Source organism: Bordetella sp. BOR01, from assembly GCF_019218885.1.
Classification (GTDB): Bacteria; Pseudomonadota; Gammaproteobacteria; order Burkholderiales; family Burkholderiaceae_B; genus Bordetella_A.
In genome coordinates this window covers 1,182,981-1,208,517 of the sequence record NZ_JAHUWT010000002.1, presented here as the reverse complement: position 1 = coordinate 1,208,517, position 25,537 = coordinate 1,182,981, and the positions used below count along the sequence as shown (strand labels likewise).

The 25,537-nt window shown below is 67.6% G+C and carries 25 protein-coding genes and 1 pseudogene; 10 read left to right on the top strand and 16 right to left on the bottom strand.

Annotated features, from left to right (window positions below):
- Nucleotides 1-45 precede the first annotated feature (45 nt).
- The 3 genes from KW845_RS13475 to KW845_RS13465 all read left to right on the top strand — a co-directional run bounded on the left by KW845_RS13475 (nucleotide 46) and on the right by KW845_RS13465 (nucleotide 2,963).
- Nucleotides 46-1,155, top strand: a complete 1,110-nt coding sequence (locus KW845_RS13475; RefSeq protein WP_218369720.1) for a nitronate monooxygenase family protein — start codon at nucleotides 46-48, stop codon at nucleotides 1,153-1,155.
- A gap of 9 nt (nucleotides 1,156-1,164) precedes the next feature.
- Nucleotides 1,165-1,983 carry an AraC family transcriptional regulator gene (locus tag KW845_RS13470; protein ID WP_218369719.1) on the top strand — a complete coding sequence of 273 codons (819 nt, stop codon included), beginning with the start codon at nucleotides 1,165-1,167 and terminating at the stop codon, nucleotides 1,981-1,983.
- A 104-nt stretch (nucleotides 1,984-2,087) separates the two neighbouring features.
- On the top strand, nucleotides 2,088-2,963 hold the full coding sequence (locus KW845_RS13465) for a DMT family transporter (RefSeq protein WP_218369718.1): 876 nt from the start codon (nucleotides 2,088-2,090) through the stop codon (nucleotides 2,961-2,963).
- A gap of 28 nt (nucleotides 2,964-2,991) precedes the next feature.
- Here the strand turns inward: KW845_RS13465 and KW845_RS13460 are convergent, their stop codons facing one another.
- The 6 genes from KW845_RS13460 to KW845_RS13435 form a co-directional block, all read right to left on the bottom strand.
- Nucleotides 2,992-3,522, bottom strand: coding sequence for a GNAT family N-acetyltransferase (locus tag KW845_RS13460; RefSeq protein WP_370628210.1), 531 nt, complete (start codon nucleotides 3,520-3,522; stop codon nucleotides 2,992-2,994).
- Nucleotides 3,523-3,531: 9 nt separating this feature from the next.
- Complete coding sequence (locus tag KW845_RS13455) at nucleotides 3,532-4,107, bottom strand: helix-turn-helix transcriptional regulator (RefSeq protein ID WP_218369716.1); 576 nt, start codon at nucleotides 4,105-4,107, stop codon at nucleotides 3,532-3,534.
- Between the two features lie 64 nt (nucleotides 4,108-4,171).
- Entirely contained in the window at nucleotides 4,172-4,558 is a 387-nt protein-coding gene (locus tag KW845_RS13450; protein ID WP_218369715.1) for a DUF488 domain-containing protein, read from the bottom strand.
- Nucleotides 4,559-4,580: 22 nt separating this feature from the next.
- Nucleotides 4,581-5,567 carry a glycerophosphodiester phosphodiesterase family protein gene (locus KW845_RS13445; RefSeq protein WP_218369714.1) on the bottom strand — a complete coding sequence of 329 codons (987 nt, stop codon included), beginning with the start codon at nucleotides 5,565-5,567 and terminating at the stop codon, nucleotides 4,581-4,583.
- A 7-nt stretch (nucleotides 5,568-5,574) separates the two neighbouring features.
- Nucleotides 5,575-6,237 (bottom strand): thiopurine S-methyltransferase, encoded by a 663-nt coding sequence (locus KW845_RS13440; protein ID WP_218369713.1) that lies wholly within the window; start codon nucleotides 6,235-6,237, stop codon nucleotides 5,575-5,577.
- A gap of 22 nt (nucleotides 6,238-6,259) precedes the next feature.
- Nucleotides 6,260-7,156, bottom strand: a complete 897-nt coding sequence (locus KW845_RS13435) for an alpha/beta fold hydrolase (RefSeq protein ID WP_218369712.1) — start codon at nucleotides 7,154-7,156, stop codon at nucleotides 6,260-6,262.
- 78 nt (nucleotides 7,157-7,234) lie between these two features.
- Between KW845_RS13435 and KW845_RS29475 the strand changes: the two genes are divergently transcribed.
- Nucleotides 7,235-7,858: a CGNR zinc finger domain-containing protein gene (locus KW845_RS29475; protein ID WP_255592592.1), complete on the top strand. Its 624-nt coding sequence runs from the start codon at nucleotides 7,235-7,237 to the stop codon at nucleotides 7,856-7,858.
- A gap of 9 nt (nucleotides 7,859-7,867) precedes the next feature.
- Here the strand turns inward: KW845_RS29475 and KW845_RS13425 are convergent, their stop codons facing one another.
- The 3 genes from KW845_RS13425 to KW845_RS13415 all read right to left on the bottom strand — a co-directional run bounded on the left by KW845_RS13425 (nucleotide 7,868) and on the right by KW845_RS13415 (nucleotide 9,347).
- Nucleotides 7,868-8,329, bottom strand: coding sequence for a hypothetical protein (locus KW845_RS13425; RefSeq protein WP_218369711.1), 462 nt, complete (start codon nucleotides 8,327-8,329; stop codon nucleotides 7,868-7,870).
- Entirely contained in the window at nucleotides 8,304-8,696 is a 393-nt protein-coding gene (locus KW845_RS13420; RefSeq protein ID WP_218369710.1) for a phage holin family protein, read from the bottom strand. Before KW845_RS13420 ends, KW845_RS13425 begins: the two co-directional genes overlap by 26 nt.
- A gap of 69 nt (nucleotides 8,697-8,765) precedes the next feature.
- Nucleotides 8,766-9,347 carry a YceI family protein gene (locus KW845_RS13415; protein ID WP_218369709.1) on the bottom strand — a complete coding sequence of 194 codons (582 nt, stop codon included), beginning with the start codon at nucleotides 9,345-9,347 and terminating at the stop codon, nucleotides 8,766-8,768.
- Between the two features lie 191 nt (nucleotides 9,348-9,538).
- On the opposite strand from KW845_RS13415, the pseudogene KW845_RS13410 reads away from it, so the two are divergent.
- Nucleotides 9,539-10,267: pseudogene (locus tag KW845_RS13410) on the top strand (aldolase); the annotation flags it as partial.
- An 8-nt stretch (nucleotides 10,268-10,275) separates the two neighbouring features.
- Here KW845_RS13410 and KW845_RS13405 read toward each other — a convergent pair.
- Nucleotides 10,276-11,742 carry an amidase gene (locus KW845_RS13405; protein ID WP_218369707.1) on the bottom strand — a complete coding sequence of 489 codons (1,467 nt, stop codon included), beginning with the start codon at nucleotides 11,740-11,742 and terminating at the stop codon, nucleotides 10,276-10,278.
- Nucleotides 11,743-12,090: 348 nt separating this feature from the next.
- Between KW845_RS13405 and KW845_RS13400 the strand changes: the two genes are divergently transcribed.
- Nucleotides 12,091-12,546: a GNAT family acetyltransferase gene (locus KW845_RS13400; protein WP_218369706.1), complete on the top strand. Its 456-nt coding sequence runs from the start codon at nucleotides 12,091-12,093 to the stop codon at nucleotides 12,544-12,546.
- Here the strand turns inward: KW845_RS13400 and KW845_RS13395 are convergent, their stop codons facing one another.
- Complete coding sequence (locus KW845_RS13395; protein WP_218369705.1) at nucleotides 12,547-15,021, bottom strand: NAD-dependent epimerase/dehydratase family protein; 2,475 nt, start codon at nucleotides 15,019-15,021, stop codon at nucleotides 12,547-12,549.
- Between the two features lie 174 nt (nucleotides 15,022-15,195).
- On the opposite strand from KW845_RS13395, the gene KW845_RS13390 reads away from it, so the two are divergent.
- Complete coding sequence (locus tag KW845_RS13390) at nucleotides 15,196-16,512, top strand: M20/M25/M40 family metallo-hydrolase (protein ID WP_255592591.1); 1,317 nt, start codon at nucleotides 15,196-15,198, stop codon at nucleotides 16,510-16,512.
- 31 nt (nucleotides 16,513-16,543) lie between these two features.
- Here the strand turns inward: KW845_RS13390 and KW845_RS13385 are convergent, their stop codons facing one another.
- The 3 genes from KW845_RS13385 to KW845_RS13375 are packed head-to-tail and all read right to left on the bottom strand — an operon-like array spanning nucleotide 16,544 to nucleotide 20,604.
- Nucleotides 16,544-17,584: an HlyD family secretion protein gene (locus KW845_RS13385; protein WP_218369704.1), complete on the bottom strand. Its 1,041-nt coding sequence runs from the start codon at nucleotides 17,582-17,584 to the stop codon at nucleotides 16,544-16,546.
- Nucleotides 17,585-17,590: 6 nt separating this feature from the next.
- A complete protein-coding gene (locus tag KW845_RS13380; RefSeq protein ID WP_218369703.1) occupies nucleotides 17,591-19,105 on the bottom strand; it encodes an MFS transporter in 1,515 nt (504 codons plus the stop codon).
- Nucleotides 19,105-20,604: an efflux transporter outer membrane subunit gene (locus KW845_RS13375; protein ID WP_218369702.1), complete on the bottom strand. Its 1,500-nt coding sequence runs from the start codon at nucleotides 20,602-20,604 to the stop codon at nucleotides 19,105-19,107. Before KW845_RS13375 ends, KW845_RS13380 begins: the two co-directional genes overlap by 1 nt.
- Before the next feature lie 89 nt (nucleotides 20,605-20,693).
- On the opposite strand from KW845_RS13375, the gene KW845_RS13370 reads away from it, so the two are divergent.
- The 3 genes from KW845_RS13370 (at nucleotide 20,694) to sodC (ending at nucleotide 22,427) form a co-directional block, all read left to right on the top strand.
- Nucleotides 20,694-21,320, top strand: a complete 627-nt coding sequence (locus KW845_RS13370; protein WP_370628209.1) for a TetR/AcrR family transcriptional regulator — start codon at nucleotides 20,694-20,696, stop codon at nucleotides 21,318-21,320.
- A gap of 62 nt (nucleotides 21,321-21,382) precedes the next feature.
- Nucleotides 21,383-21,775 (top strand): VOC family protein, encoded by a 393-nt coding sequence (locus KW845_RS13365; RefSeq protein ID WP_218369700.1) that lies wholly within the window; start codon nucleotides 21,383-21,385, stop codon nucleotides 21,773-21,775.
- Nucleotides 21,776-21,896: 121 nt separating this feature from the next.
- On the top strand, nucleotides 21,897-22,427 hold the full coding sequence (sodC, locus tag KW845_RS13360) for a superoxide dismutase family protein (RefSeq protein WP_218369699.1): 531 nt from the start codon (nucleotides 21,897-21,899) through the stop codon (nucleotides 22,425-22,427).
- Nucleotides 22,428-22,605: 178 nt separating this feature from the next.
- Here sodC and lon read toward each other — a convergent pair whose 3' ends face one another.
- Nucleotides 22,606-24,945, bottom strand: a complete 2,340-nt coding sequence (gene lon / locus KW845_RS13355; RefSeq protein ID WP_218369698.1) for an endopeptidase La — start codon at nucleotides 24,943-24,945, stop codon at nucleotides 22,606-22,608.
- Nucleotides 24,942-25,349, bottom strand: coding sequence for an Hsp20/alpha crystallin family protein (locus KW845_RS13350; RefSeq protein WP_218369697.1), 408 nt, complete (start codon nucleotides 25,347-25,349; stop codon nucleotides 24,942-24,944). Before KW845_RS13350 ends, lon begins: the two co-directional genes overlap by 4 nt.
- Nucleotides 25,350-25,537 lie beyond the last annotated feature (188 nt).

Below are 25,537 nucleotides of genomic sequence, written 5' to 3'. Positions count from 1 at the left end.
CATTCAAGTACCGTTGCTTGCAAATTCCGCGATTCAGGAACCGCCATGCCGCCCCCCCCTGCTGATACTGCCCGACCCCTGATGGCCCGCCTGGGCTTGTCCACCCCCATCATCCAGGCACCCATGGCGGGTGTCAGCACGCCGGCATTGGCTGCCGCCGTGTCCAATGCCGGCGGCCTGGGCTCGCTGGGGCTTGGCGCCGCCAACGCCGCGGGCGCGCGCGAGGCCATCGCCCAGACACGGGCGCTGACGTCCCGGCCCTTCGGCGTCAATCTGTTCTGCCATGTGCCCACCGCCAGCGACGCGGCCCGCCAGGCACGCTGGCTGGAATACCTGGCCCCCGCTTTCGCCGAGTTCGATGCCCAGCCGCCGGCCGCGCTGCGCGAGATCTACACCAGCTTCGTGGCCGACGATGCCATGCTGGACGTGCTGCTGGCCGAACGCCCGGCGGTGGTCAGCTTCCATTTCGGGCTGCCGGATGCCGCGCGCCTTGCCGCCCTGCGCCAGGCAGGCATTTACTTGATGGCCAGCGCCACCAGCCCTGAAGAAGCCGCGCACATCGCCGATGCGGGCCTGGACGCCATCATTGCCCAGGGCGCCGAGGCCGGCGGCCACCGCGGCATCTTCCAGCCCGGCGGACATGACGAGCACCTGGGCACCCTGGCGCTGACGCGATTGCTGGCCGCGCAGTGTCGGCTGCCTGTCATCGCGGCGGGCGGCATCATGGATGGCGCCGGCATTGCCGCGGTGCTGGCGCTGGGCGCCCAGGCCGCGCAACTGGGCACCGCTTTCGTATCCTGCCCGGAATCGTCGGCCGATGCCGCCTACCGCCAGGCACTGCTGGCGGGCCCGGTGTCCACCATATCCACCCTGGCGATCTCGGGCCGCCCGGCGCGCGGCATCGCCAATCGCCTGACCGCCCTGGGCGCCGCCGCCGATTGCCCGCCCACGCCGGGCTACCCCTACACCTACGATGCCGGCAAGGCGCTGCATGCTGCCGCCAAGGCACAGGGCAGCGCCGACTTCGCCGCGCAGTGGGCAGGCCAGGCGGCGGCCCTGTCGCGCGGGCTGCCGGCCGATGAATTGATGCGGCGCCTGCAAGACGAACTGACCGGCGCCGCGGGCCGCCTGGCCGCTTACGGCGCGCGAGGCTAGGGTCCCGTCATGGCGCGCGGCGATTTCCTGCGCGTGCCGTGCGCCATCGCCGGCGCCGATGCCATCGAGGCCGACACCCGCCACGCATTCGGCCGCCACACGCACGATCAGTTCGGCATCGGCCTGATCATCCGCGGGGCGCAGCGATCGCGCAGCGGCCGCGGCATGGTGCAAGCCGGCGCGGGCGATCTCATCACCGTCAATCCCGGCGAAGTGCATGATGGCGCGCCCATCGGCGATGCCGGCCGGCAATGGGCGATTCTGTATTTCGAGCCGGCGCTGGTGGCGCATGCGCTTGCCGACATCGACGAAGGCCGGCATGGCTGGCGGGAATTCGCGCGGCCCGTGCTGCGCGATGCGATGCTGGCATTGCGCTTTCACCGGCTGTATGCGGCGGCCACCTCGCCCAATGCAGGCGCCGGCACGCCGGCGCAAGAGTCCTTGCTGCTGGCGCTGCTGGCCGGCACCCTGGACCTGCCGTCCGCGGGCCGGCCCCCTATCGTGCCGGCCGCCATCGCCCAGGCCCGCATGCTGATCGATGACGATCCGGCCGCGCCGGTCTCGCTGGCCGACCTGGCGGGCGCCAGCGGCCTGAGCCGCTTCCAGGTGCTGCGCGGCTTCACCCGGGCCATCGGCCTGACGCCGCATGCCTACCAGGTACAGCGTCGCGCCGGGCTGGCGCGGCGCCTGATCCGGCAGGGAAGCGCACTGGCCCAGGCGGCCGCCGCCAGCGGCTTCGCCGACCAAAGCCACATGACGCATGTCTTCGTACGCCTGTATGGACTGACACCGGGCGCTTATGCGCAGCCATCCGCGCGGCAAGCCTGACACGCCTGGCGACCCTGGCTGCCGGGGCCGCCTGCAATAACGTACAAGACCGCGCCTTGCCCCTTGCCTAGGCTGCACGCACGATCCACACACACAGGCCGGCAATGACGCGACGCATACAGGGATATTGGTATCTGGCCTTGGCCATGGTCACGGTGGGCAGCACGGTGGTCGCCAGCAAGCTGATTGCGGCCGGCCTGCCGCCGTTCACCGCGACGGCCTTGCGCTTTGCGGTGGCGCTGCCGCTGTTCGTGGCTTTGATGGCTCTGACGCGCACGCCCTGGCCCCGGCCGGACAGGCGCGACGGGCTCGTCCTGCTGTTGCAGGCGGGAGCCGGCAGCGTGGGCTATACCGCGCTGCTGATCTCGGGGCTGCGCTACACCTCGGCCGCCGATGCCGGCATCATCATCGGCACCCTGCCGGTGGTATCCACTGCCGTGGCCATCGTGGTGCTGGGCGAACGGCCCCGGCCCGCCGCCCTGGGCGCCATCGGGCTGGCGGCGGCCGGCGTGTTCTTCATTGCCGCCCAAGGCAACCCGGGCCAGCCGCGATCCTTGCTGGGCAATGCGCTGATCTTCGGCGCCATCGTGTGCGAAGGCCTGTTCATTCTGCTGAACAAGCGCCTGCGCCAGCCGCTGCGTCCGTTGGCGCAGTCCACCTGGATGAGCGCGCTGGGGTTGGCGGTGGCCGCTGCCGCCGCGATGTTCGAGACGCCCTGGTCCATCGCCCTGGCACCCGGCGCATTGGCCGCTGTCGCGTACTACGCAGTGATACCCACGGTAGCGGGCTTTCTGCTGTGGTATGCGGGTGCCGAACGCGTCACCGGGACCGAAGCCTCGCTGTTCACGGCGGTGGCCCCCGTGTCGGCGTTGCTGCTGGCAGCCGGCGTGCTGGGTGAACCGGTCACGCCGCGACAGTTGATAGGCGTTGCATGCGTGCTGGCATCCGTGTTCATCCTGAGCCGGACCCGCCCCGCCTGACGCCCCGCCGGCACCGCTCGTGCAGCCGCTACAGCAGCTTGTACATGATGGTGGTGGAGTCCAGGCGCTGTCCCGCAACATCCAGGCAGAACTCGGGAATGACGCCGGCACGCCGATAGCCCAGCGCGGCATACAGCGGCTCGGCATGGTCGCCCGTGCGCGTATCCAGTGTCAGCAGGCGGCGCCGCGATGCACGTGCGCGCTGCTCCAGCTCGACCATCAATGCGCGGCCCATGCCCTGGCGCCGGTAGCGCGGATGCACCAGCAGCTTGCGCACTTCGGCCCGATGCGGCTGATTGAACGGCATATCGCAATCCAGCTGCACGGTGCCCGCGATTTGGCCGCCTGCCCGCGCCACCAGCAGCGTGCGCGTGCCCGCGCGCACGGCGGGCAGCACCTTGCCGGACCAGAATGCCTCGGCTTCGGCCGGCGCATGCGGCAGGATGAAGCCCAGGCTGGCGCCATCGTGCACGCAGGCATGCAGCAATGCGCCGAGCTCAGCCAAATGGCTGCCGGCTTCGTCGGGCGACAAGGCCGCAAGCAGGATTGGAGTTTCCACGGTCACCTCTCAGACGATGAACAATAAGTAGCGTGCCCCGCGGCGAGCCGGTGTCGTGAATGTGTTGGGGCCGGTCAATTGATAGCGCAGGCAATCGCCTGGCCGCAGCGTGTGCTGCCGGCCGTCCAGCGTGACCTGCAACTGGCCTTCCAGCAGCAGCAGGTGGTGCTCGAGCCCCGGCCGGGGCGGTTTTTCGTAATCGATGCGCGCGCCGGATGCCAGGCGGCATTCCAGCACTTCGCCAGCCAGGCGCTGGGCCGGCGGCGACACTGAGCGGCGCTCGAACCCCACGCTGGCGTCGGTCCAGACGGGTTGTGCATCGCGCGCGACCAGCGGGGCGTAATCGTCTTCCACCAGGCGCATCAAGCGCGACACGGTGATGCCATAGGCGGCGCACAGCTTGCCCAGCACGCTGGCGGTGGCGCTGACCGAGGCATTTTCCAGGCGCGACAGGGTCGCGCGGCTGACCTGGCTGCGTTGCGCCAGGTCATCCAGCGACCAGCCGCGCTCGGTGCGCAGCGCACGCAGGCGCTGCGCGATCTGGCGATCGATAGTGTCGGTTTCAGGTGCGCCGGCGTTTTCCATATTAGAGATATTCTCTCAAATATGGAAAACAGGCAAGCGGGAGGACCCACCTGCGGGGCACGCTTTACGCCAGCCTTGCCCCGCGTTCGCGCAACAGCTCGCGCAGCACGCTGCGGTGGCAGCGGTTCTCGTCATCGCAATAACAGCCCACCGAGAAATCCGCCGTGGCCGACAAGGCGGCCAGCACATCCAGTACCTTGCCCGCTTCGCCGTCGTGCAGTTCGGCGCGGATCTTGCGGGCCACGCCGCGCCATTCGGCATCGCTGGCCACTGCCTTGGCCTGGCTGACCAGTTCGGGGCTGGGCGACAACAGGGGCAGCCAGACATCGTAATAATCGCGCCGGGCGAAATCCGCCTTGGGCACGCCGCGCGGCGGGCGCCGCACAGTACCGATGCGCAGGCCCTCGCCGGGCACGCGGGGAGACCCCAGCTGGACAATACGGATACTCATGACTGCCTCTCGGGTTATGCCGTCAGGGTTGCCGGCCGCGCTTGATCCAGCGCGCCACGGCGACGATTTCGTCAGTATAGATACCGCCGGAATATCCTTCGGGCAGGCGCGCCCAGTCTTCTGCGGTATCCAGGCCCACCGAGAACCCGCCGCCATGATAGGGGCCCAGTACGTAGGCTTCGCTGCCCACGTTGTGCAAGCGCTGCTGCAGTCGATTGGGCCAGCCCCACAACCAGGGCGCGATGTTGATCGGCACGAAGACGGGCATGCGGGCGCAGGCAGCCGGCGTGATCCCCGCCCAGCCATACGCGGCATAGCGCAGCAGGCACGATCGCAGCAAGGCGCGCGACATCGCCTGCACGTCGGGCAGCCGCTGCCGGATGCGGCCGACCGGCAAGTCGCCGCCATACACCATCACCCGCTGCCGCGACGCGGCAGGCAAACCGGCCAGGAACGCCGCCAGCCGATCCCCTTCGGCGGGATCGTTGCTTTTCACGTTGACCAGGAAGCGGTGCCGCGGCAAGGCCTGCAGCACTTCGTCCAGCGCGGGCATCAGGCCGATGCCCTGGCCGCGGAATGGAAACGTCCTGCCTCCGTCGGCGGTGTACCCATGGCCAATATCCAGCGCCTTGAGCTGCGCCATGGAATGCTCGCGCGTGACACCATGGCCATCGGTACGGCAATCCAGCGTCCAGTCATGGAACACGGCGAAACGGCCGTCGGTGGTGGGATGCACATCGATCTCGACGATGTCGGCTCCTGCCTCGAAGCTGGCCCGCATCGAGGCCAGCGTGTTTTCCAGGTAGCCATGGCGCGGCGGCAGCATGCGCGCCGCCGTGCACGTATCGCGTTCGAGGTTGGCGGTATCGAAGCGCTGCGCAATGCCCCGATGCGCCAGCAAGGTCGGGCCGGTGCCCGGCGCGGGCGCGAGCCAGCTGGCGTTGGCCGCATACAGCCCCCCCAGCACCGCCAGGACGGCAAGCACGGCAACCCGGCGCCCGCCGCGCATCGCTGCGCTATCCCTGCCGGCGCTGCAGCCGGTACACCAGGGTGTCGAGCTGCGTCAGGCCGCGTTCGGCGAACTTGGGTTCCTTGGCCAGGATATCGCGCCGGTCGATCAGCACGGCGTCGGAATGGCCTGCGTAGACAGCCTGCACTTCGTCGTCGCGCACCGAAAAGGGCGGCCCTTCCATCTGGTCTTGGTCGTAGTCCAGGGTGATCAGCAGGCCGCGGTAGGCATCGGACAACTGGCCGTACACATGCGCGGCATAGCGCGCGCGCATGCCGGCCGGCAACGCCACCAGCGCGGCGCGATCGTAGGCGCCCACGCAATCGCCCAGCACGTCGGCACCCAGGTCGAAAATATCGCCGCAGTAGATCTCGATATCGCCGGCCGTGTAGTAGCGGCCCGGGCCGGCCTCGCGCACGTCGGCCCGCAGCTGGTTTTCGGCGAAGAATTGCTCGACGGCCAGCGGCGACAATTCAACCCCCAATACCCGGAAACCCTGCTGCGCCAGCCACATCATGTCGAGCGACTTGCCGCACAGCGGCACCAGCACCCGGCCGCCCGCCGGCACTTGCAGCGATGGCCAATACTTGGCCAATAGCGGTGTCACCCGCGCCTGGTGAAAATGGGTACGCCCGTCGCGCCAGCGCTCGAGCCAGAAATCCGCATCCATGCATTTGCCTCTATGGTTACGCCTACAGGTTCGAGCCGTATTGTAGAGATGCCGGCCCCGGCTGGGGCGCCGGCGGCGAAACCGCCGCCAGGAATTCCGACAGGTGCGCCACGATGGCCTCGGGCGCATCTTCCTGCATCAAGTGGCCCGCTTGCGGCACGGGCCGGAAATCGGCGCCGCGAAAGCGCTGCGCCAATGCGCGGCCCCGTTCGATGGGCAGCCAGGCGTCATCTTCGCCCCACAGAATCATCACCGGGCAATCGATCTCGCCGTAGCGATGCTCGATGTCATTGGTATAGCGCTGATCGGCTTGCCCGGCCTGGCGGTAGAACGCCGCCTGGCCGGTGGAACCTGTCCAGGGCAAGGTGTACAGGGCCATCACGTCGTCGGCCAGCGGCCGGTGGGCGGCGCCCTGGATATAAGCTTTCAGGATGGCGGCATGGACATACGGCGGCATGCCCGCGAAAGCGGCCTGGTGCTCGCGGGCATGCCGCGCAAAAGGCGACCCCCAAGGCGCCAACGCAACCGCGTCGATCAGGGTCAGGCTGCCGTAGGCGCAGCCTTCCAGTAGTGCGGCGCGCAACGCGGTGGCGCCGCCGAAATCGTGCGCCACCACGTCGGGCCGCGCCAGTTTCCAGTGGCGCAGCAGCGCGGCGAACAGGCGCCCTTGCGTGGCCAGCGAAACATCTTGCCCGTCGCGCTGTTCCGACTGCCCATAGCCCAGCAAGTCGTACGCATAGACCTGCCTGCCGCGCGCCAGCAAGGGGGCGATGCGGCGCCACACCACGGCCGAGAATGGCGTGCCGTGCAACAGTACCAGAGGCCGGCCCTGCCCCCATACCCCGTAGCGCACCGCTTGGCCTTCGAAATCGTAGCGATGCGCAAGCATGGGCGGCGCATTCTTGTTGACGGAACTCATGATAACCCTTTAAATGCGTTTTAACAGTTATGTCTCGACCACAGTAGACTAACCTTCAAAACACGTCAATACGGTTAAATGAATACCTCTTCGCCAACAGCGCGCTGGACACCCGATGCCTTTGTCGGCGGGCATTCCTACCTGGATTTCCTGAATACCGGCGGCGGCCCCGCCAAAGCCCGCGATGCGGCGCCCTTCGAGGGCTGGGCCGATGTCCTGGACTGGCTGGCCATGGCGGGCCTGCTGGCCGCCAATGAGCGCCGGCCCCTGCTGCGCCTGGCAAATGGCAGTGGCGCGCGCGCGGCGCTCAGCCGGCTGGCCACGCAGCGCGAAAGCGCCTACGCGGTACTGTCGGCCATCGCAGGCGACCGGACTGTGCCCGAAGCCCCGCGCCAACAGCTGGAAAATGACATCCGGCTGGCTTTGCGGCATGCCACGCTATCGTTGGTTCCCCACCGGCAAGGCGCCTGGTTGCTGGACGTTGCCGGTGCGGGCCTGGACCTGCCGCGCCACCGGCTGGCGCTGTCCGCGCAAAGCCTGATCGCCGATGGCCTGTTGCCGCGCCTGCATGAATGCGAGGGCTGCACCTGGCTGTTCCTGGATACCTCGCGCGGCGGCCGGCGGCGCTGGTGCTCGATGGCCACATGCGGCAATCGCGCCAAGGCGCGCCGCCACTACCAGGCCCGGCAGGCGGCCGGCTAGGTCCCGCCTTCAGCTTGCAGAGGGAGGCGCAGGAGACACCGGCGCTTCGGCCGCGGCTGCCTGCAGGGCGCGCAGGCGATGGACGTGCTCGTCGAGCTGGCGGCGCAATTGCTCGATGTCCCCGGGATCGGCCGAGCGTGCGGCCGATGCGCGCAGTTCGGCCACCAATTGCGCCAGGCGTGCAATCTCGGCATCGGGCAGCGGCGCGCTGGCGCGCCTTACATGGCGCCGCCGCAGCACCGAAGCCAGGCGGTCGCGCACCGCCACCATGGCCATGGCGCGCAGCGGCTTCTTCAGAAATGGCGGCCAACCCAGCGCGGCACCAGCGGCCAGCGCCGTGGTCGATGCCCACCCCCTGGATGCCTTGCCTGGCAATGCGGCGCGGCCGAATGCTTCGGCCAACTCGCACCGGTCGTGTTCCATCTTGGCCAACAGCGCCTGCTTGTCAGCCTGGGTGGTGGTCTTGGACATGATGGCTCCGGGCAGCGGCCGTATCCAGGCGTACCTGGCGGCTCAGTTCGGCAAAGGGGGATTCCCTGGGCGCATTCTTGTTGGCGATGGCCAGCGCGATCAGCGTGATCAGCAGCCAGGCGCCGGCCACCAGCCAGGCAGCCAGCAGGCGATACTCGGTATCCCAGAAACTGACCACGGCGGCCACCGATACGAATGCCAAAGTGCCCAGCGCGCAGAACAATAGCGCCACGCAACTGATCAGCGTGGTCACCAGGGCCGAACGGTATAGCGACAGCTCGATACCGGCCAATTCCAGGTAGTCGCCGCTACGGTCGGCCACGAATTCCGCAATATGGCGCAACCGCCGCAATCGTTCCGAAATCATGGCATCTCCTTCGTGGGGTGTGCCTGTGCAGCAAGTACCGTACCCGTATCCGCGCCCGGGCACCTGGCGCTAAGGCCGGCGCAGCGCCTCGACCTGGATTTCCAGCTCGACCTTGGGCTTGAAGCCCATGTCCAGGCCGAAATCCAGCCCGTAATCGCCACGATTGAACGATGTAGAAACGTCGGCGCCGCAGACCTCGCGTTTTTCCATCGGGTGCTGCATGCACTTGAAATCGTCGATGTCCAGCTTCAGGGTACGCGTGACGCCGCGCAGTGTGAACTCGCCCTCGGCTTCGTCGGGACGGTCGCCGTCGAACTTGGTGAAACGGCCCTTGAAGGTGGCCGTGGGGTAGCGCGCCGCGTCGAAGATATCGGCCGCCACCGCATGGCGGTTCATTTCGTCGTGCCCGAAATCGATGGAATCGATCTGCACCGTGATGTCGATGGTGCCGCTGTGCGCCGCGCGATCCAGCACGATCACGCCGGACGTCCGGTTGAACTTGCCGCGCCAGGTCGACAGCCCGCCCATGTGGTCGGCCTCGAAGCTGGGATAGGTATGCGAAGGATCGATATCGTAGGTGACGGGCGCTGCGACGGCAGGCAGGGCCAGGACAGTTGCGGCGGCGAACAACAACGGGGAAACCAACTTCATCGGACACTCCAGTAAAAGGCTGCGCGTGCCGGGATGCGTGCGCGCTATTGCATGGACCACGCAACAGAATTTCAGTTCATTGTAAGAAAAACATCCGCTTGCCGACGAGCCGCCATTGCGACCATGGGCATCGAGCGTACTGATTACCAGCGGCGCGAACTTGGTAGACTCTCGCCACCCAGTCCCCCACCCCATACGCCATGAACGCACTCTTTCATACGCCCGCGGTAGCCGCCTTGCGCCGCGACTTGTCGCTGGCCTTGCGCGCGGCCGCTCATCACGGCCTGGGCGAAGGCATCTGCAACCACTTCAGCGTGGCCCTGCCCGGCCAGGACGGCCTGTTCCTGCTGAATCCGCGCGGCCTGATGTGGGAAGAAGTGCAGGCCGACGACATCGTGCTGGTCGATGCCCAGGGCAGCAGACTGGCGGGCCGGCACGACGTCGAGCCCACGGCCATGTTCATCCACGCCGCCATCCATCGCATTGCCGGCAAGCAATGCGTGCTGCACACGCACATGCCCTATGCCACCGCGCTGACGTTGACCGACGCGCGTGCGCCGGACACCACGCTGTCGCAGAATTCCATGCGATACCACGGCAGGCTGGCGATCGATGCCCAATACAACGGCCTGGCGCTCGATGCCGCCGAGGGCGAGCGCATCGCGCACGCCATGGGCACGGCCGACATCGCCTTCCTGGGCAACCACGGCGTGGTCGTCTGTGCGCAACGCATCGACTACGCCTACGACGACCTGTACTTTCTGGAACGCGCCTGCCAGGCACAAGTGCTGGCGCATGCCAGCGGCCGGCCGCTGATGCCGGCCAGCCCCGGCATGGCGGCCAAGGTGGCCGAGCAAATGCAGTCAGAACGGCTGCAGGCCACCCTGTTCTTCGAGGCGCTGCGCCGCAGGCTGGGCTAGCGGCCTGCCTATTGCGCCAGCAGCGGACTGCGCATCCCGCTGTAGCCGCTGGCACGATCGTAGGCCAGGCCAACCTGCAACACGCCAAGGTCGCACTGGGCCGGCCCGATGATCTGGATACCGGCCGGCAACCCCCCTGCGCCGAACCCCGCCGGGACCGCCAGCGCCGGCAAGCCGGCCATGGTGGCCGGCACCACGGCTTCCATCCAGCGGTGATAGGTATCCATGTCGCGCCCACCCACGTGGGCCGGCCAGTCTTGTTCGACCGCGAACGGAAACACTTGCGCCGCCGGCAGCACCAGGAAGTCGAATTGCTCGAACAACTGCTGCACGGCACCGTGCCAGGCCGAGCGCACTACTGCCGCCTGGAATACATCCTGCCCCGACAGCCGCAGCCCGCGCTCGATTTCCCAGACGGCCTCGGGCTTGAGCAAACCGCGCGTCTGCGGATCTTGGTACAGGCGCGCATTGCTGCCGGCAAACGTGAAGCTGCGCAGATCCAGCCAGGCCCGCCACAACTGCGACAGGTCGAATGCCGGCTGGGCCGCTTCGACACGGCAGCCGATGGCCTCGAAGTGTTTCAACGCGCCTGCGCATACGTCCAGCAGGCCGGGCTCGGTGGCAAGATGGCCGCCCAGGTCGCCCAGCCAGCCGATGCGCAGGCCCGCACAATCGCGTTCCAGTGCCGTGACGAACTCGCGCGGATCGTCGCGCCGGCGCGTCAAGGGCAAGCGCGCGTCGAAACCCGCCTGTACCGACAACAGCAGTGCCAGGTCGGGCACGTTGCGCGCCATCGGCCCGCTGACGCTGAACTGCTGGAAGAACACTTCTTCGGTGGGGCCGTGCGGCACGCAGCCCGGCGTAGTGCGCAGCCCGTACACATTGTTGAAAGCCGCCGGCGTGCGCAACGATCCCATCATGTCGGACCCGTCGGCCACCGGCAGCATGCGCAACGCCACCGCCACCCCGGCGCCACCGCTGCTGCCGCCCGCCGAGCGGGCCGGGTCGAATGCATTGCGCGTGGCGCCATAGACAGGGTTGTAGGTGTGGCCGCCCAGGCCGAACTCGGGGCTGTTGGTGCGACCGATGAACAACGCGCCGCCCGCCCGCATCCGCTCGTACACGATGGCATCGGCCTGCGTTACCTGGCCCGCGTAGATGGGCGAGCCCTTGGTGGTGACCATGCCACGCACCGGCATGATGTCTTTGGGGGCTTGCGGAAACCCGTGCAGCGGCCCCAGGCAGGTGCCGCGCGCCAACTGCGCGTCGAGCTCGCCGGCCTGTGCCCGCAGGATGTCGCGGTCTTGCCCGGCCACCATGGCATTGACCGCCGGATTGAGGCGATCGATCTGCGCCAGATAGGCCTGCAAGACTTCCACGCACGACACCTGGCGCGCCTGGATCGCTGCCGACAATGCCACGGCATCCAGGTCTACGATGCCGGACGGTGTGCTGCAAGCAGGGGAGACAGTCATGGCAGGTCCGCGCAGAATTCGGAAGGCCCCAGTATATAAAGACGGCGGGATGCTGGGTGCGGCTGGACCCATTGCCGCAAGTTGCAAAGCCTTGCAGTTCCTGTATGCTGCTGCCCATGGATTACGCCATTGCCATTGCCATCGCCATCGCCATCGCCCCTTTCGCTTGCGCGATTTCGCGACGAACCTCTCGACGTCGACGTTGAGTGGCTTTGTGCTGTCCGAACACCCACCCGGTGTTTCCCCCGAAGGCCACGATTACCTCGTGGCCTTTTTGCATTTTCAGCCCTTTGTTGCCCGAGGCATTCGAACCGGCCTTCGTTTCTCCAGCTCTCAAAGGAACGAAGCATGACCCCACCCGCGCTTTCCATCCGGCCCTTCCAGCCATCGGATGCCCACGCCGTTGTACAGCTGTGGCATGACTGCGGCCTGACGCGCCCCTGGAACGATCCCTACAAAGACATAGCCCGCAAGCTCACGGTACAGCCCGGCCTGTTCCTGGTGGGCACCTCGGGCTATGCCGTCGTGGCCTCGGTCATGGCGGGCTACGACGGACATCGCGGCTGGGTCAATTACCTGGCGGTGGCGCCGGGCTATCAGCGCCGCGGTTATGCCACGACGCTGATGCAGGCCGTGGAACGCCAGCTGGTGGCCATCGGGTGCCCCAAGATCAACCTGCTGGTGCGCAGCGGCAACCACGCCGTGGTGGCGTTCTACGAAAAACTGGCGTTCCGCCAGGACGAGGTCATCAGCCTGGGCAAGCGCCTGATTCCCGACAGCGCCGCCACCGCCCCGGCCTCGTAGCTACAGCACCAGCCGGTCCCAGCGCCCATACGTACCCAGGATCTTGCCCCGCGGCACGGCCAGGCCGATCAGCGCCAGGCCGGCCGCCACGTTGGCGGCTATCTGCAGCAAGCTGGTGCCGTACACTGGCGTCACCACCAGCAGGCCGACGCCCAGCGGCACCAGCAGGAAGCGCGCCAGCCGGGCCACTTCGGCCGCGGCGATGGCCACCACGGTCAGCACCAGCGCCCCCACCAGATGGTCGGCGTTGGCCATGGTGCCCGTGGTATCCAGCGTCAGGCGGGTGCACATCAGCCACGCGCCGATCGCCGCCGCCAGCCACAAGGTCGGCGGCAGCGACACGCCGCCCTGCACGATATCGCGCAGCACCGCGGTGGGACGGCGATCGAACTCATCTACGGGTTCGGCGCGCGCGCCCTCATCGGTGTCGCCGAACAGGAACACGCGCAGCAGGCTCTTGCCCGCCTTGCGGCGGCGCTGCAGGAACTGGCAAGTGGCCAGCAGCTCGTCCAGCGAATACGGAATCTGCACCAGCATGGCGGCGGCGCCGATCAGGGCCAGCGTGCTCCAGGTACCGATCACGATGGGCTGGATGATGACGAAAGTGATGGACACGATACCCAGCGGCGCGATCATCAGCCCGAAGATCACTACCAGCCAGGGCATGGTGCGCCAGCGCGCGCGCGAGCCCACCACGCCGGTCAGGATTTCCAGCATGTAAGTATAGGCGCCCACGGCGGCATCGGGCACGGGCCAGGCGCGCGACACGCTGGACGTGATGATTTCCTCGGTGCCGTTGCGCGGATCATCGGCACTGCCGGCGAAGAAAGGTTCCCAGACGTGGCCGACCTGCTCCATCTGGTAGGCGGCAAGGTAGCGCGACACATACAGGCCCACCAGCGCCAGCGCGATGATGGGCACCCGCTGGGTCCAATCCGACGGGTTGTAGGTCCAGCCCGGCGGGGTCGTGGGCCCCGTCAGGCGGGCCAGCGGCGCCACACCCGGCTCGGGCTTCAGCCCCACCGCCAGGCCGAACGCCAGCCCGCCCACCAGCGTGTCCGACAGGTAGGCGGCTCCATTGGTGGTCCAGAATACGAATGGCGCGGCCATGATCAGCGCGCCCAGTCCCGCGCACACCCAGCGCGCGAAGGCCATCTGCCAGCCCAGCGACAAGAAGGCGAATATCACCAGCAGCGCTCCCAGCCCGATTTCAGCGCCGCGCAACAAGGGTTCCTGCACCCCCACCAGCGGCGGCTGGCATATCAGCCAGGTGCCCAGGGCAATGTTCAAGAAATGCGCCCAGCGGTTCTCGGCATGGGCGCTGCGGTACGACTGTGCCTGGCGGGCCCGGAACTGCTCGGCATCGTCCACCTGCCCGGCGCTGTCGCGCAGGAACTGCGGCGGCGACATGCCTTGCGCGCGATACCAGGCCAGCGGGTCGCGCTTCAGGTTGGCGATGATGGCCGGCAGGCTGCGCTTGAGCCGATGCCGGGGCCGCCATCCCAGCCAGTCTTCGGCGCGCGCCGTATCCAGCGCATAGTGGGCATCCGACATGGCGACCATGTAGGGCTTGATGAAGGGTTTTTCACCCTGGTCCAGCGCATCGGGCACCAGCGGCTCGAGCTTCTCGCGCATCCAGGTGCCGGTGGCGGCCACCGCCTTGGGCACGCGCAGCGTGGGCCAGTCTTCGGTGCCGTGGATCAGGCAGCCGATCTCGTCCTGCAACGCATCGTAGCCCAGCGCCTCGGTCTCGCCGATCAGCATTTCGGCGTCCGCCGGCAGCGTGGCGCGATGTTCCAGCGTCAGGCGCACCGCTTCGTGCAAGTCGTCCCGATGCAGCATCGATTGGCCTACCTGGTTCGAGGCCGAATAAAAATAGCTTTCCAGGTCGCGCTCGTAGATGCGCGCGATCTGTTGCGCCAGCGTGGGCACCACCGTCTGTTCGTCGTAGACGCCGGCCAGCCTCAGGATGGCGTACGGCATGTCGCCGTGTTCGCGGCGCACTACCTCTTCGGCCTGCAGCTTGGATTGCGGATACACGTATTCCGGCCCGAACGGCTGGTCTTCGGCTATCAGTTCACCCGGCTTGCCCGGCGCGTGGACCAGCATGGTGCTGGCATAGACAAAGCGTTCGACCTGGAACTGGTCGCGCAGCTCACGCAGCAGGCGGGCCGTGCCATCGACGTTCACCACGCGATACAGCGGATTGTCGGCCCCGGTGGAATCGAAATAGGCCACCAGGTGGATCACCGCGGCCAGCGTTGCGCCGTATTCCTGCCGCACGGTCTGCAAGGCCTGGCGCACCGACGCGTCGGCGCTGAGGTCTACCTCGAAGACCGGAAAGCCGGCATCCTTGCTCTTGCGGTCCAGGCCTACGATGCGATAGTCGGTTTCCAGATAACCGGCCAGCGACCTGCCCAGGTTGCCGGAAGCGCCCGTGATCAGGATGACGGGCCGGTCGGCAGTATCAAGCATGGGGGAACTCCAAAAATTACAAAACGCCGGCATCATGCGGACCGCCCGGATGCCACCGCCTTGCTGCAGCAAGCCACATGCCGCCCCGCGGCGCGCAAGGCCCTGAAGATTATTGACAAGACAAATAAACTCACCCACTGTTCAGACTCGCCTTCAACCCAAGGAGAGACAGCGATGTTGCAAGAGTTCCGGCGTGTTGCAGTTGTGTGGGCGGTGTCCATGGCATGCGCGGCGTCCCCCGCGCTGGCCAAGGAAGCGATTCAATCCAGCGCGGCGCACGACCAGGCCGTACAGAAAGTGTTGTCGTCGGACGCCTACAAGAAAGCGCTGGCCGTGCTCGATGAGCAGCACGGGCGCATCGTGGAAGATGGCATTACCCTGACCGAGATTCCCGCCCCGCCCTTCAAGGAAGAAAAACGGGCCCAGGCGTTTGCCGAACTGCTGCGCGCCAGCGGCCTGAAAGACGTCACGCTGGACGAAGAAGGCAATGTACTGGGGCTGCGCCCGGGCACCGCGGGCGGCGACCAGGTCGTGGTGGTGTCGGCCCATATGGACACGGTGTTTCCGGAAGGCACCGATGTCAAGGTCAAGCGCGAAGGCACGCGGCTGGCCGCGCCCGGCATCGGCGACGACACCATGAGCCTGGCGGTGCTGGCCGGCTACGTGCGCGCCATGGATGCCGCCGGCATCCGCACCCGCGACAACATCCTGTTCGTCGGCACGGTGGGCGAAGAAGGCCCGGGCGACTTGCGCGGCGTGCGCTACCTGTTCACGAAGGGCAAGTACCAGGGCAAGATCAAGGCCTTCTATTCGGTCGAATCGGGCTCGGTGGCGCGCGTCACGCACGGCGGCGTAGGATCCAAGCGCTATCGCGCCACCTTCCAGGGGCCCGGCGGACACAGCTTCGGCGCATTCGGCCTGGTCAACCCCATGTTCGCGCTGGGCCAGGCTGCCACGGCGTTCTCGACCATATCGGTGCCGGCGCATCCCAAGACCACCTACAGCATCGGCCGCCTGGGCGGCGGTACTTCGGTCAATTCGATCCCGGTCGATGCGTGGATGGAAGTGGACATGCGTTCGGAAGACGTCGACGCGCTCAAGCGCGTGGAAGATCGCTTCCTGACTATCGTGAAGGAAGCGGTGGCCACCGAGAATTTCGCGCGCTCGACCAAGGAAGGCGAAATCAAGCTCAAACTCGAGCCCATCGGCGATCGGCCCGCCGGCACCACGGCGGTCGATACCGACATCGTGCAGTACGCCATCTCGGCCATCAAGGCGGGCGGCTATGAGCCCAACCTGAACCGCAGCTCGACCGACTCGAACCTGCCCATGAGCCTGGGCGTGCCCGCCATCACCGTAGGCCGCATGGCGCCCGGCACGTTCGGCCGCTCGCACGCCCTGGACGAATGGCTGGATGCGGAAAAAGGCCCGATGGTGAAGGCCATGGGCACGACGCTGGGCACCATCCTGGTGACCACGGGCATGCAGTAGCAACGCGGCGCGGCGCAAAGCGCCGCCGATCTCATTCCTGATCGTCGTCGATATCGATCTCGGGCTGCACCGACATGCCCACGCGCAGCTTTTGCAGGGCCGGCTGCCCGGTGTCGAACGCAATGCGCACCGGCAGCCGCTGGACGATCTTGGTGAAGTTGCCCGTGGCATTGTGCGGCGCGATGGGGGCATAGGTCACGCCGCTGGCCGGCCCCAGGCTATCGACGCGGCCCGTCAGTTCGACGTCGGGCAAGGCATCGACCGCGATCCGCACTTGCTGCCCCGGCCGCACGCGTGCCAACTGGGTTTCGCGGAAGTTCGCCTCGACATAGAGTCGATCCAGGGGCACGATGGCCAGCAAGGGCTTGCCGGGCGCCACATAAGCCCCCACGCGCAGCGCCCGGTGCCCCACCACGCCGGCGATGGGTGCCGTAATGCGCGTATACGACAACTGCAGCTCGGCGGCCGCCTGCGCCGCCTGGGCCTGCGCCAGTTGGGCCTGGGCCTGCCGCAGCCCCGCGTCCAGCACATCGACTTGCCGCCGCGCCGCTTCCAGGGCCGCGGCATGCTGCGCGCGGCCCGCCTGCAGCACCTGTAGCTGCGACTGCGCCTGCTGGCGCTGCTGCACCGTGCCCGACCCCTCGGCGGCCAGCTTGCGATAGCGCGCCGCCTCGGCCCGCGCCAACATCAGCGAAGCATCGTCGCCATCCAGGACGGCAGCGGCCTGCCGTATGGTTGCCGCCTGGCGGGCCTGCTGGGCGCGCAGGCTGTCGATGGCGGCCTGCTCGCCAGCCACCTGAGCACGGGCGCTGGCCAACGCCGCCGCATAATCGCGGTCGTCCAGCGTGGCCAGCAAATCGCCTGCGGCAACGTGCTGGTTGTCTTCGACCAACACCTGTGCCAGCGTACCGGGCACGCGCGCAGCCACCTGCGTGAAATCGGCATGCACGTAAGCGTAGTCGGTGGATTGGCTGGCCGCCGCGCTTTCCGGGCGATCGAGCCACAATGCGCCGGCCAGCAAGGCCAGGGCCATCAAAATCACGCCGCCACGCGCGCGTCGGGAAAATGCCATGATGCTTTATCCAGGATGAGGGTGAGATTGTTCGGGCAACGAGGCAGGCGGTTGCCGGCGATGCAGGCTGAGCACCAGCGGAATCAGCAGCAGGGCCAGCAACCCGGCGGCGCGATAGACGTCGGCGGTGGCCATGACGAACGCCTGCTCGTGCAGCGGCGCGGCCAGCGATGGCGCATCGGTTCCGGGCAAGATGCCGGAAACCCGGCCCAGCCGGTCCAGCAAGCCTTCGGCATGCCAGCGCTCGCGCACCACCAGCGCCTGGCCCACGACCGTGCCGGCCAGCAGGCTGCCCAGCCCCCTTAGCGTGTTGATGGTGCCCGATACATAGGGCCCTTCCCGGGGCTGCACCACGCTGGTGGCCAGGAACAGCAAAGACACCACCGCCATGGGCTGGCCCAGGGCATTCAGGGCCTGCACCCATATGAATTGCTGCCAGACCCATGCCGACGTCAGGCCCGCGCTTTGCCAGCAGGCGCAGGCAATCAATACCAGGCCCAGGCTGAACATGATTCGCGCGTCGAGCCATTTGCGGTACAGCAGCGCGGCAACCGCCGGCGCCAGCACCAGTTGCGCCACGCCGATGATCAGCCCGATGGGCGCGCTTTGCAGCGCGCGATATCCCCACACCCGCCCCAGGTACCCCACCGGCAGCAGCGACGCGCACGACAGCAGCGTCAGCATGCAGACGAAGATCGTGAAGCCCAGCCCCAGGTTGCGCCGCGCCAGCAGCCGCAATTGCAGGAAAGGATCGGGATGCCGCCATTCGCTGTACAGGTACGCGGCCAGCAGCAGCAAGCCGGCATAAGTGCAGAACGCAATCAAGGGCGACTGGAAGCCGTCCAGGCGCACGGCCTGGTCCAGCGCCACCGCCAGCGCGCCCAGCGCGGCCGCGCCGCAGGCCAGGCCGATCCAGTTGCATTGCCGCCAGCGTTCGGGCCGGGCCGCATCGCGCGGCAGCCCCCAGGCCGACAGCGCCCCCGCCATTGCCAGCAGCGGCAATGACTGCCAGTACACCAGGCGCCAGTCCGCATAATGGTCGGTCCAGACGCCCACCAGCCAGATCGCCAACGTAGGCGCCAGTGTCGCCGTCAGCGAGTACAGCGCCAGCCCGTACAGCTTGACCGGCGCAGGCAGGAATTTCAGGGCCGCCATCATCAGCAAGGGGATCAGCGCCCCGCCCGCCAGGCCTTGTATCACGCGCAGCACCAGCATCCATTCCAGGCTGTGCGCCCACGGCACCAGCAGGCAGGCCGCCGCGCTCAGGGCGATGACCCACGACACGAAGCGCCGCATCGCCACCGTAATGGCGAACCAGGCGGAAAAAGGCATGGCGATCAGTTCGGCGGCCGCATGGGCGGTCGTCAGCCAAGAGGCCGCATCGAACCCGAAGCCCAGTGCGCCGCGCACATCAGCCAGCGCCAGCGTACCCATGCGGGTGGCCAGGCTGGTGGTGATCGCGGCCAGGAAAATCCCCAGCAGGCCCACCAGCCGCCGCAAGACGGAGACGTCCGCATCCATTACCGGGCCTCTTGCGCCAGGCTGGCGTCCGCCACGGGCGCGGGCCGGGCGGGCCAGCCGCCACCCAGGGCCTTGTACAGACCGACCACCGCCAGCGCCGCCGCCGTATCGGCGGCCTCTGCATCCAGGCGTGCCGACAGCATGGCTTGCTCGGCCTGCACGAGGGCCAGGCGGTCTGCGGCGCCGGCGCGATAGGTATCGCCTGCGTATTGCAGGGCCCGCCATTGTTGCGTGTAGGCATGCCGCAATGCATCCTGGCGCTGCCGCTGTGCCGCCCAGGCATCCAGGGCATCATCGATCTCGTGCCATGCCTTGAGCACCGTGCTGCGATACGCGATGGCAGCTTCCTGTTGATGGGCCTGGCTCAGGGCCAGGCGGGCCCGCAAGCGGCCGCCCTCGAATATGGGCAAGTAGATCACCGGGCCCAGGAAAAACTGGCGCGATGCCCAATTGCCCAGGTCGGCGCCATCGAAGGCTTCGGTGCCAAAGGCGCCGACCAGCTCGATACGCGGGTAGAAGTCGGCCTGCGCCACGCCGATGGCGGCCGTGGCCGCGCGCAGCCGGGCCTCGGCCTGCTGGATGTCGGGACGCCGGCGCGCCAGCTCTGACGGCAAGCCGATCGGCAGCGCCAGCATCCGGGCCGGTGCGGCCGCGCTGAGCGCAAGCTCGGCATCCAGGGTGCGGGGCGGCTGGCCCACCAGCAACGCCAGCGCGTTCAACAGGGCATCGCGGCGCTGCACGGCACGTGCCACGCGGGCGTCCATCGCATCGTAATGGGCCTGTGCCGCCGCCATGTCTTGATGCGTACTCACGCCATGATGCCGCCGGCTGCGAACCAGCGCCGCCCACTGCGCGGCGGTATCGCGCAGGCGGCCTGCCGTGTCGGCATCGGCCTGGGCGCCGCGCAAGCGGAAATAGGCCGCGGCCAGTTCGGCCGACACGGCGACCCGCACCCCTTCCTGGTCATACAGGCTGGCCTGCAAGGCGGCGCCGGCCCCTTCGCGCAGGCGGCGCACCCGGCCCCACAGATCGAGCTCCCACCCTGCATCCAGACCGGCCCGCCAGTATTCGTGCACGTCGGTGCCGGCCCCCATGGCCACCAGCCGGCCATTCTGGCTTGCGGCTTCGCGCATGACGCTGGCACCCGCCCCCACCCGCGGCAATGCCGCGGCATCCGCTATCCCGGCGCGCGCCCGGCTTTGCGCGATACGGCTGGCCGCGGCCTGCAGATCCAGGTTGCCCTGCGCCGCGCGCGCCTGCAGCTGGTTCAAAGTCTCGTCGCCGAACAGGCGCCACCACTGCTCAGGCACGGGCGCGGGAATCAAGGCGGCGTTGGCCACGCTGTCGTGGCGGGGCGCCAGGACGGCCGCCGACAGCGCATCTTCGGGCGCCTGGAAATCCGGCCCCACGGCGCATCCCGCCAGCAGGGCCAGCGCCAGCAGCGCCGGCCCGGCCTGGCGTGGAAAAGCGGATGCGGTCTTCAAGGAGGTAAGTGCCATGATTTATTGACTATACCGAACGGTTCGGTTCGATACATTATGGCGGCAATATGGTAATGTCAAGAAAAATCGAACCGATAGGTACAGATGTGAGTGACCCCATTTCCGCCCCACCGACGGCCAAGGCGCGCGCCGTATTGGCCGGCGCCCGCAAGGTCTTCCTGGCACAGGGATTCAGCGCGGGTTCGACAGACGAGATCCAGCGCGAGGCCGGCGTATCGAAATCGACGGTGTACGCCCATTACCCGACCAAAGAAGCCCTGTTCGTGGCAGTGGTGCAAGCCGAATGCGAAGTCTTCATGGACGCCGTGCGCAGCATTCCCATCCGGCCGGGCGCGCTGCCCGAAACCTTGAAGGCGCTGGCGGTGCGCTATCTGGAAGTGGTGCTATCGCCTGCCGCGCTGGCCCTGTTCCGCGTCACGGTGGCCGACGCACCGCGCTTTCCGCAATTGGCCCGCGCGCTCTACCTGGCGGGTCCGCACGTCATGACGATGCGTGTGGCCGAACACCTGGCGCAGGCAGTCGAGGCTGGCGAAATCGACCTGGCCGAACCCGGGCGCGACGCGGCCGCCAGCCTGTTCGTCAGCATGGTGCGCGGCGAGCCGCACCTGGAATACCTGACGCACCCCGAAGCCCGCCCGACGCAGGCGCAGATCGAGCATTGGGCGTCATTGGCGGTCAATACGTTCTTGCGCGCCTACGGGCGCGCGGGCTGACGCAACGACCAGGCACGGAACTTGCCGTCGCTGCCCATTTACGGAATCGTCCAGGAGCCCCCATGATCGACCATATCGGCATCACTGTCGCGAACTTCGAGGCCAGCAGGAAGTTCTACCTGGCTGCCCTGGCGCCCCTGGGCTTCGCCATCCGCAAGGAACACCCCGGCGTCGCCGGCTTTGGCGCGGGCGACCCGAACGACGGCGGCGACCCGGGCGGCGACTTCTGGCTGGCCCAGGGCGACCCCGCAACGCCGCGCATACACGTGGCCTTTCGCGCCAAGAGCGTGGAACAGGTACAGGCTTTTTACCAGGCCGCCCTGGCAGCCGGCGCGCGCGACAACGGCGCACCCGGGCTGCGCCCGGAATATCACCCCGACTATTACGGCGCCTTCGTGTACGACCCCGACGGGTACAACATCGAAGCCGTTTTCCACGGTGGCGTGGCGCGCTGACAAGCCATTTCTTGCGGCCAGCCGGAAAGCCTGTGTACGCTAGGCCTGTCCTGTGGTTTCGCAAGAACAGGCGGCCGCGCGGCCCTTCGCCGTCCGCCGGTTCTCTTTTCAGGAGGTAACCATGCAGCATCATCTGAAGATCACCTTGCTGGCCGGCGCACTGAGCCTGTCGGCCGTCGCCCATGCGGATGTCACCGCGCCGATGCATCTGGCCACCGATAAGGGCCCGGGCACCGACATCGGCTCGGTCAGCCTGGCCGAGAGCAAGTACGGCCTGGTGCTTACACCCAACCTGAAAGACCTGCCGCCCGGGGTGCATGGCTTCCATGTACACGAGAACGGCAGTTGCGATGCCAAGGAACAAGACGGCAAGACCGTGCCCGCCGGCGCCGCGGGCGGCCACTACGATCCGGACGGCACCAAGAAACACGGCACGCCCTGGGACGACGCCAACCATCGCGGCGACCTGCCCGCTTTGTATGTGAATGCCGATGGCACCGCCAACACGCCGGTGCTGGCACCACGGCTGAAGTTGTCCGACGTGCAGGGCCGCGCCCTGATGGTGCACGCGGGCGGCGACAACCACAGCGACCATCCCAAGCCATTGGGGGGCGGCGCTGGCCGCATCGCCTGCGGGGTGATTCAAAAATAGCCTAGGCTGGGGAGCGTTTTGGGCTGAGGGGTTTTTTTCTATTGGCCGTCGTCGCGGGGGCGTGGGGGTCTTGGCGCCTCGGGGCCGGGCCCGGGCGCGCTGGGCGCCCGGACGGCACCGTGAAGCCAAGGCAGTCACGCCACCCCGAGCCGACGCCAGTAGAACAACACCCCGCTAGCTAGGCCACAGTTTCACCCACCGGCACTTCCTGCCCATCAATGGCATAGCGAATAGCATCCTCGATGCGATCGAGCAGCACGAACTTCAGTTTCTCGCGCGCCTCGGCCGGTACGTCATCCAGGTCCTTGCCATTGCGACGCGGCAGCATCACCGTGGTGATCCCCGCCCGCAAGGCGGCCAGTGTCTTTTCCTTGACGCCGCCGATGGGCAGCACCAGGCCGCGCAGGCTGACCTCGCCGGTCATGGCCACGTCCGAGCGCACCGGGCGCCCCGACAGCAGCGACGCCAAGGCCAGGAACATGGCCACGCCGGCGCTGGGGCCGTCCTTGGGCGTGGCGCCAGCCGGCACGTGGATGTGCACGTCGATCTTTTCCAGCGAATCGCCGCTCCAGATCTTGGCCAGCGTCAGCGCCGTCTGTGCCGACTCTTTCATGACGTCGCCCAGTTGGCCGGTCAGGATCAGGCGCCCGTTGCCGGGTGTCTTGCTGGCTTCGATGAAAAGTATGTCGCCGCCCACGGGCGTCCAGGCCAGGCCGGTGGCCACGCCGGGCACGCTGGTGCGCAATGCCACTTCGCTCTCGAAGCGCTGCGCGCCCAATGCGGCCGGCAGGTCGGCGACATCGACCGTCACATGGGTGGCCTTGCCTTCGGCCACCTGCATGGCGGCGTGGCGCAGCACGGCGCCGATCTCGCGCTCGAGCTGGCGCACCCCGGCTTCGCGGGTATAGTCGCCGACGATGGACGCCAGCGCGGCATCGGTCAGTTCGGCCTGCTCGGCCGTCAGGCCGTTGGCCTCGAGCTGGCGGCGCACCAGATAGCGGCGCGCGATCTGGATCTTTTCTTCTTCGGTGTAGCCGGGCAGCTGGATGATCTCCATGCGGTCGCGCAGCGGCCCGGGAATCGTGTCGAGCATATTCGCCGTGCAGATGAACATGACGTGCGACAGGTCGAAATCCACGCCCAGGTAGTTGTCGCGAAACTTGTGGTTCTGCTCGGGGTCCAGCACCTCGAGCAGCGCGCTGCCGGGGTCGCCATGGAAACCGCCGGCTCCCAGCTTGTCGATCTCGTCGAGCATCAGCACCACATTATTGGTGCCCGCGCGCCGCATGGCCTGGATGATGTTGCCCGGCAGCGCGCCCAGGTAAGTGCGCCGATGGCCGCGGATCTCGGCTTCGTCGTGCACCCCGCCCAGCGCCACGCGCTGGAAGGCACGCCCGGTGGCCCGCGCGATGGATTGCCCCAGCGAGGTCTTGCCCACCCCGGGTGGGCCGGCAAAGCACAGGATGGGGCTGCGGCCCTGCGGGTTGAGCTTGCGCACCGCCAGGTATTCCAGGATGCGGCGCTTGATCTTGTCCAGGCCGAAGTGGTCTTCGTCCAGCACCTTGCGCGCCTCGGCCAGGTCGATGGGCGGCTGCGGCTGCTGCTTCCAAGGCAGTTCGGTCAGCCATTCCAGGTAGGTGCGCAGCATGGCCGATTCGCCGCTGGCTTCGCCCATGCGCTGCAACCGGCCCAGTTCCTTGCGGGCATGGCTGAGCACTTCGTCGGGCATGCCGGCGGCATCGATGGTTTCTTTCAGGCGCGCCACTTCGGCCGCGCTGTCGTCGATATCGCCCAGTTCTTTCTGGATCTGGCGCAACTGCTCGCGCAGCACGGTCTCGCGCTGGCGTTCGTCGAACTGCGCCCGCGTGCGGTCGCCGATCTCTTTCGACAGGCGCAGCACTTCGACGCGCCCGGCCAGCAGCTCGATGGACTTGTCCAGGCGGCCCGACAGGTCGAAGGTTTCGAGTATGTCTTGCTTCTGTTCGGGTTTGATGTCGATCATGTGGGTAACCATGTCGGCCAGCAAGCCCGGCGATTCAATACCACGCACCACGCCGATGAGCTCGTCGGGCACGTTGGGCAACAAGGTGATGGCGTCGATGGCCTGCTCTTTGAGCTGCAGGAAACGCGCCTCGGTCTGGCTGTCCTGGTCTTCGGCGGCCGGGATCTCGGCCACGCGCGCCACCAGGTACGGCCAGCCGGTCAGGAATTCCAGCACGCGAAAGCGCGACTGCCCCTGTACCAGCAGATGATGTGCGCCATCCTGCCCGGTGATGTAGCGGGCGATGGGCCCCTCGGTACCCACCCAGCGCAGGTCGTCAGGGCCGACCGCGTCTTTGGACGCGTCGCGCTGCAGCAGGAAGCCCACCGGGCGTTCGGTCTTGACCGCTTCCTGGGCGGCCGCCACCGACGACTCGCGCCGCACGGTAACGGGCGACAGTACACCGGGAAACAACACCGCGTCGCGCAGCGGAATGATGATGCGCGCGTCGTCGGGCAAAGTACGGGTGTCGCTCATGGAGCCTCCCTCAGTTTATTCAGGGTCAAGATCAGGCAGCCATCGGCCAGTTCGGACGATTCCGGTTCAAGCGCGTGCAGCGGTAGCGGAATGCGGCGGCGAAAGCGGCCGTACGGAATTTCGAATCGGTGAATGCGGGCATTGGCCGCGCAGGGCATCGGGCGCACGCCCGAGACCGTGATCCCGCCAGGGTCGAATGCCACCACCAGCGTGTCCGAGGGCACGCCGGGCAATGCCACGTAAACCAGCACGGCAGCAGGGGTTTCGATGACGTCCACCGGGGGTTCCCAGTGGGGCGCATCGGCGGGGCCGGCGCGCAGCAACTGACGATGCAAGCGCTCGGCGTGTTCCAGCAGCGACAACGCGTCGCCCCAGATCCAGGATGAAAAATCGCGCGATCTCATGAACTTGCCCTCTTGGCCATAGTTCGTATCTGGCGGCGAGTCGGCGTATTTCAAGCCATGCGTACAGGAGGCGGACAAGCCGCCGGCCGCGCCGCCGCGCCAGCCCGCGCAAATGCCCCGGGCCGGGCGGTTGGTACAGCCATGATGCGCGCGGGGCGCGGCAAGCGCAACCTTGGGGCGGGCGATCG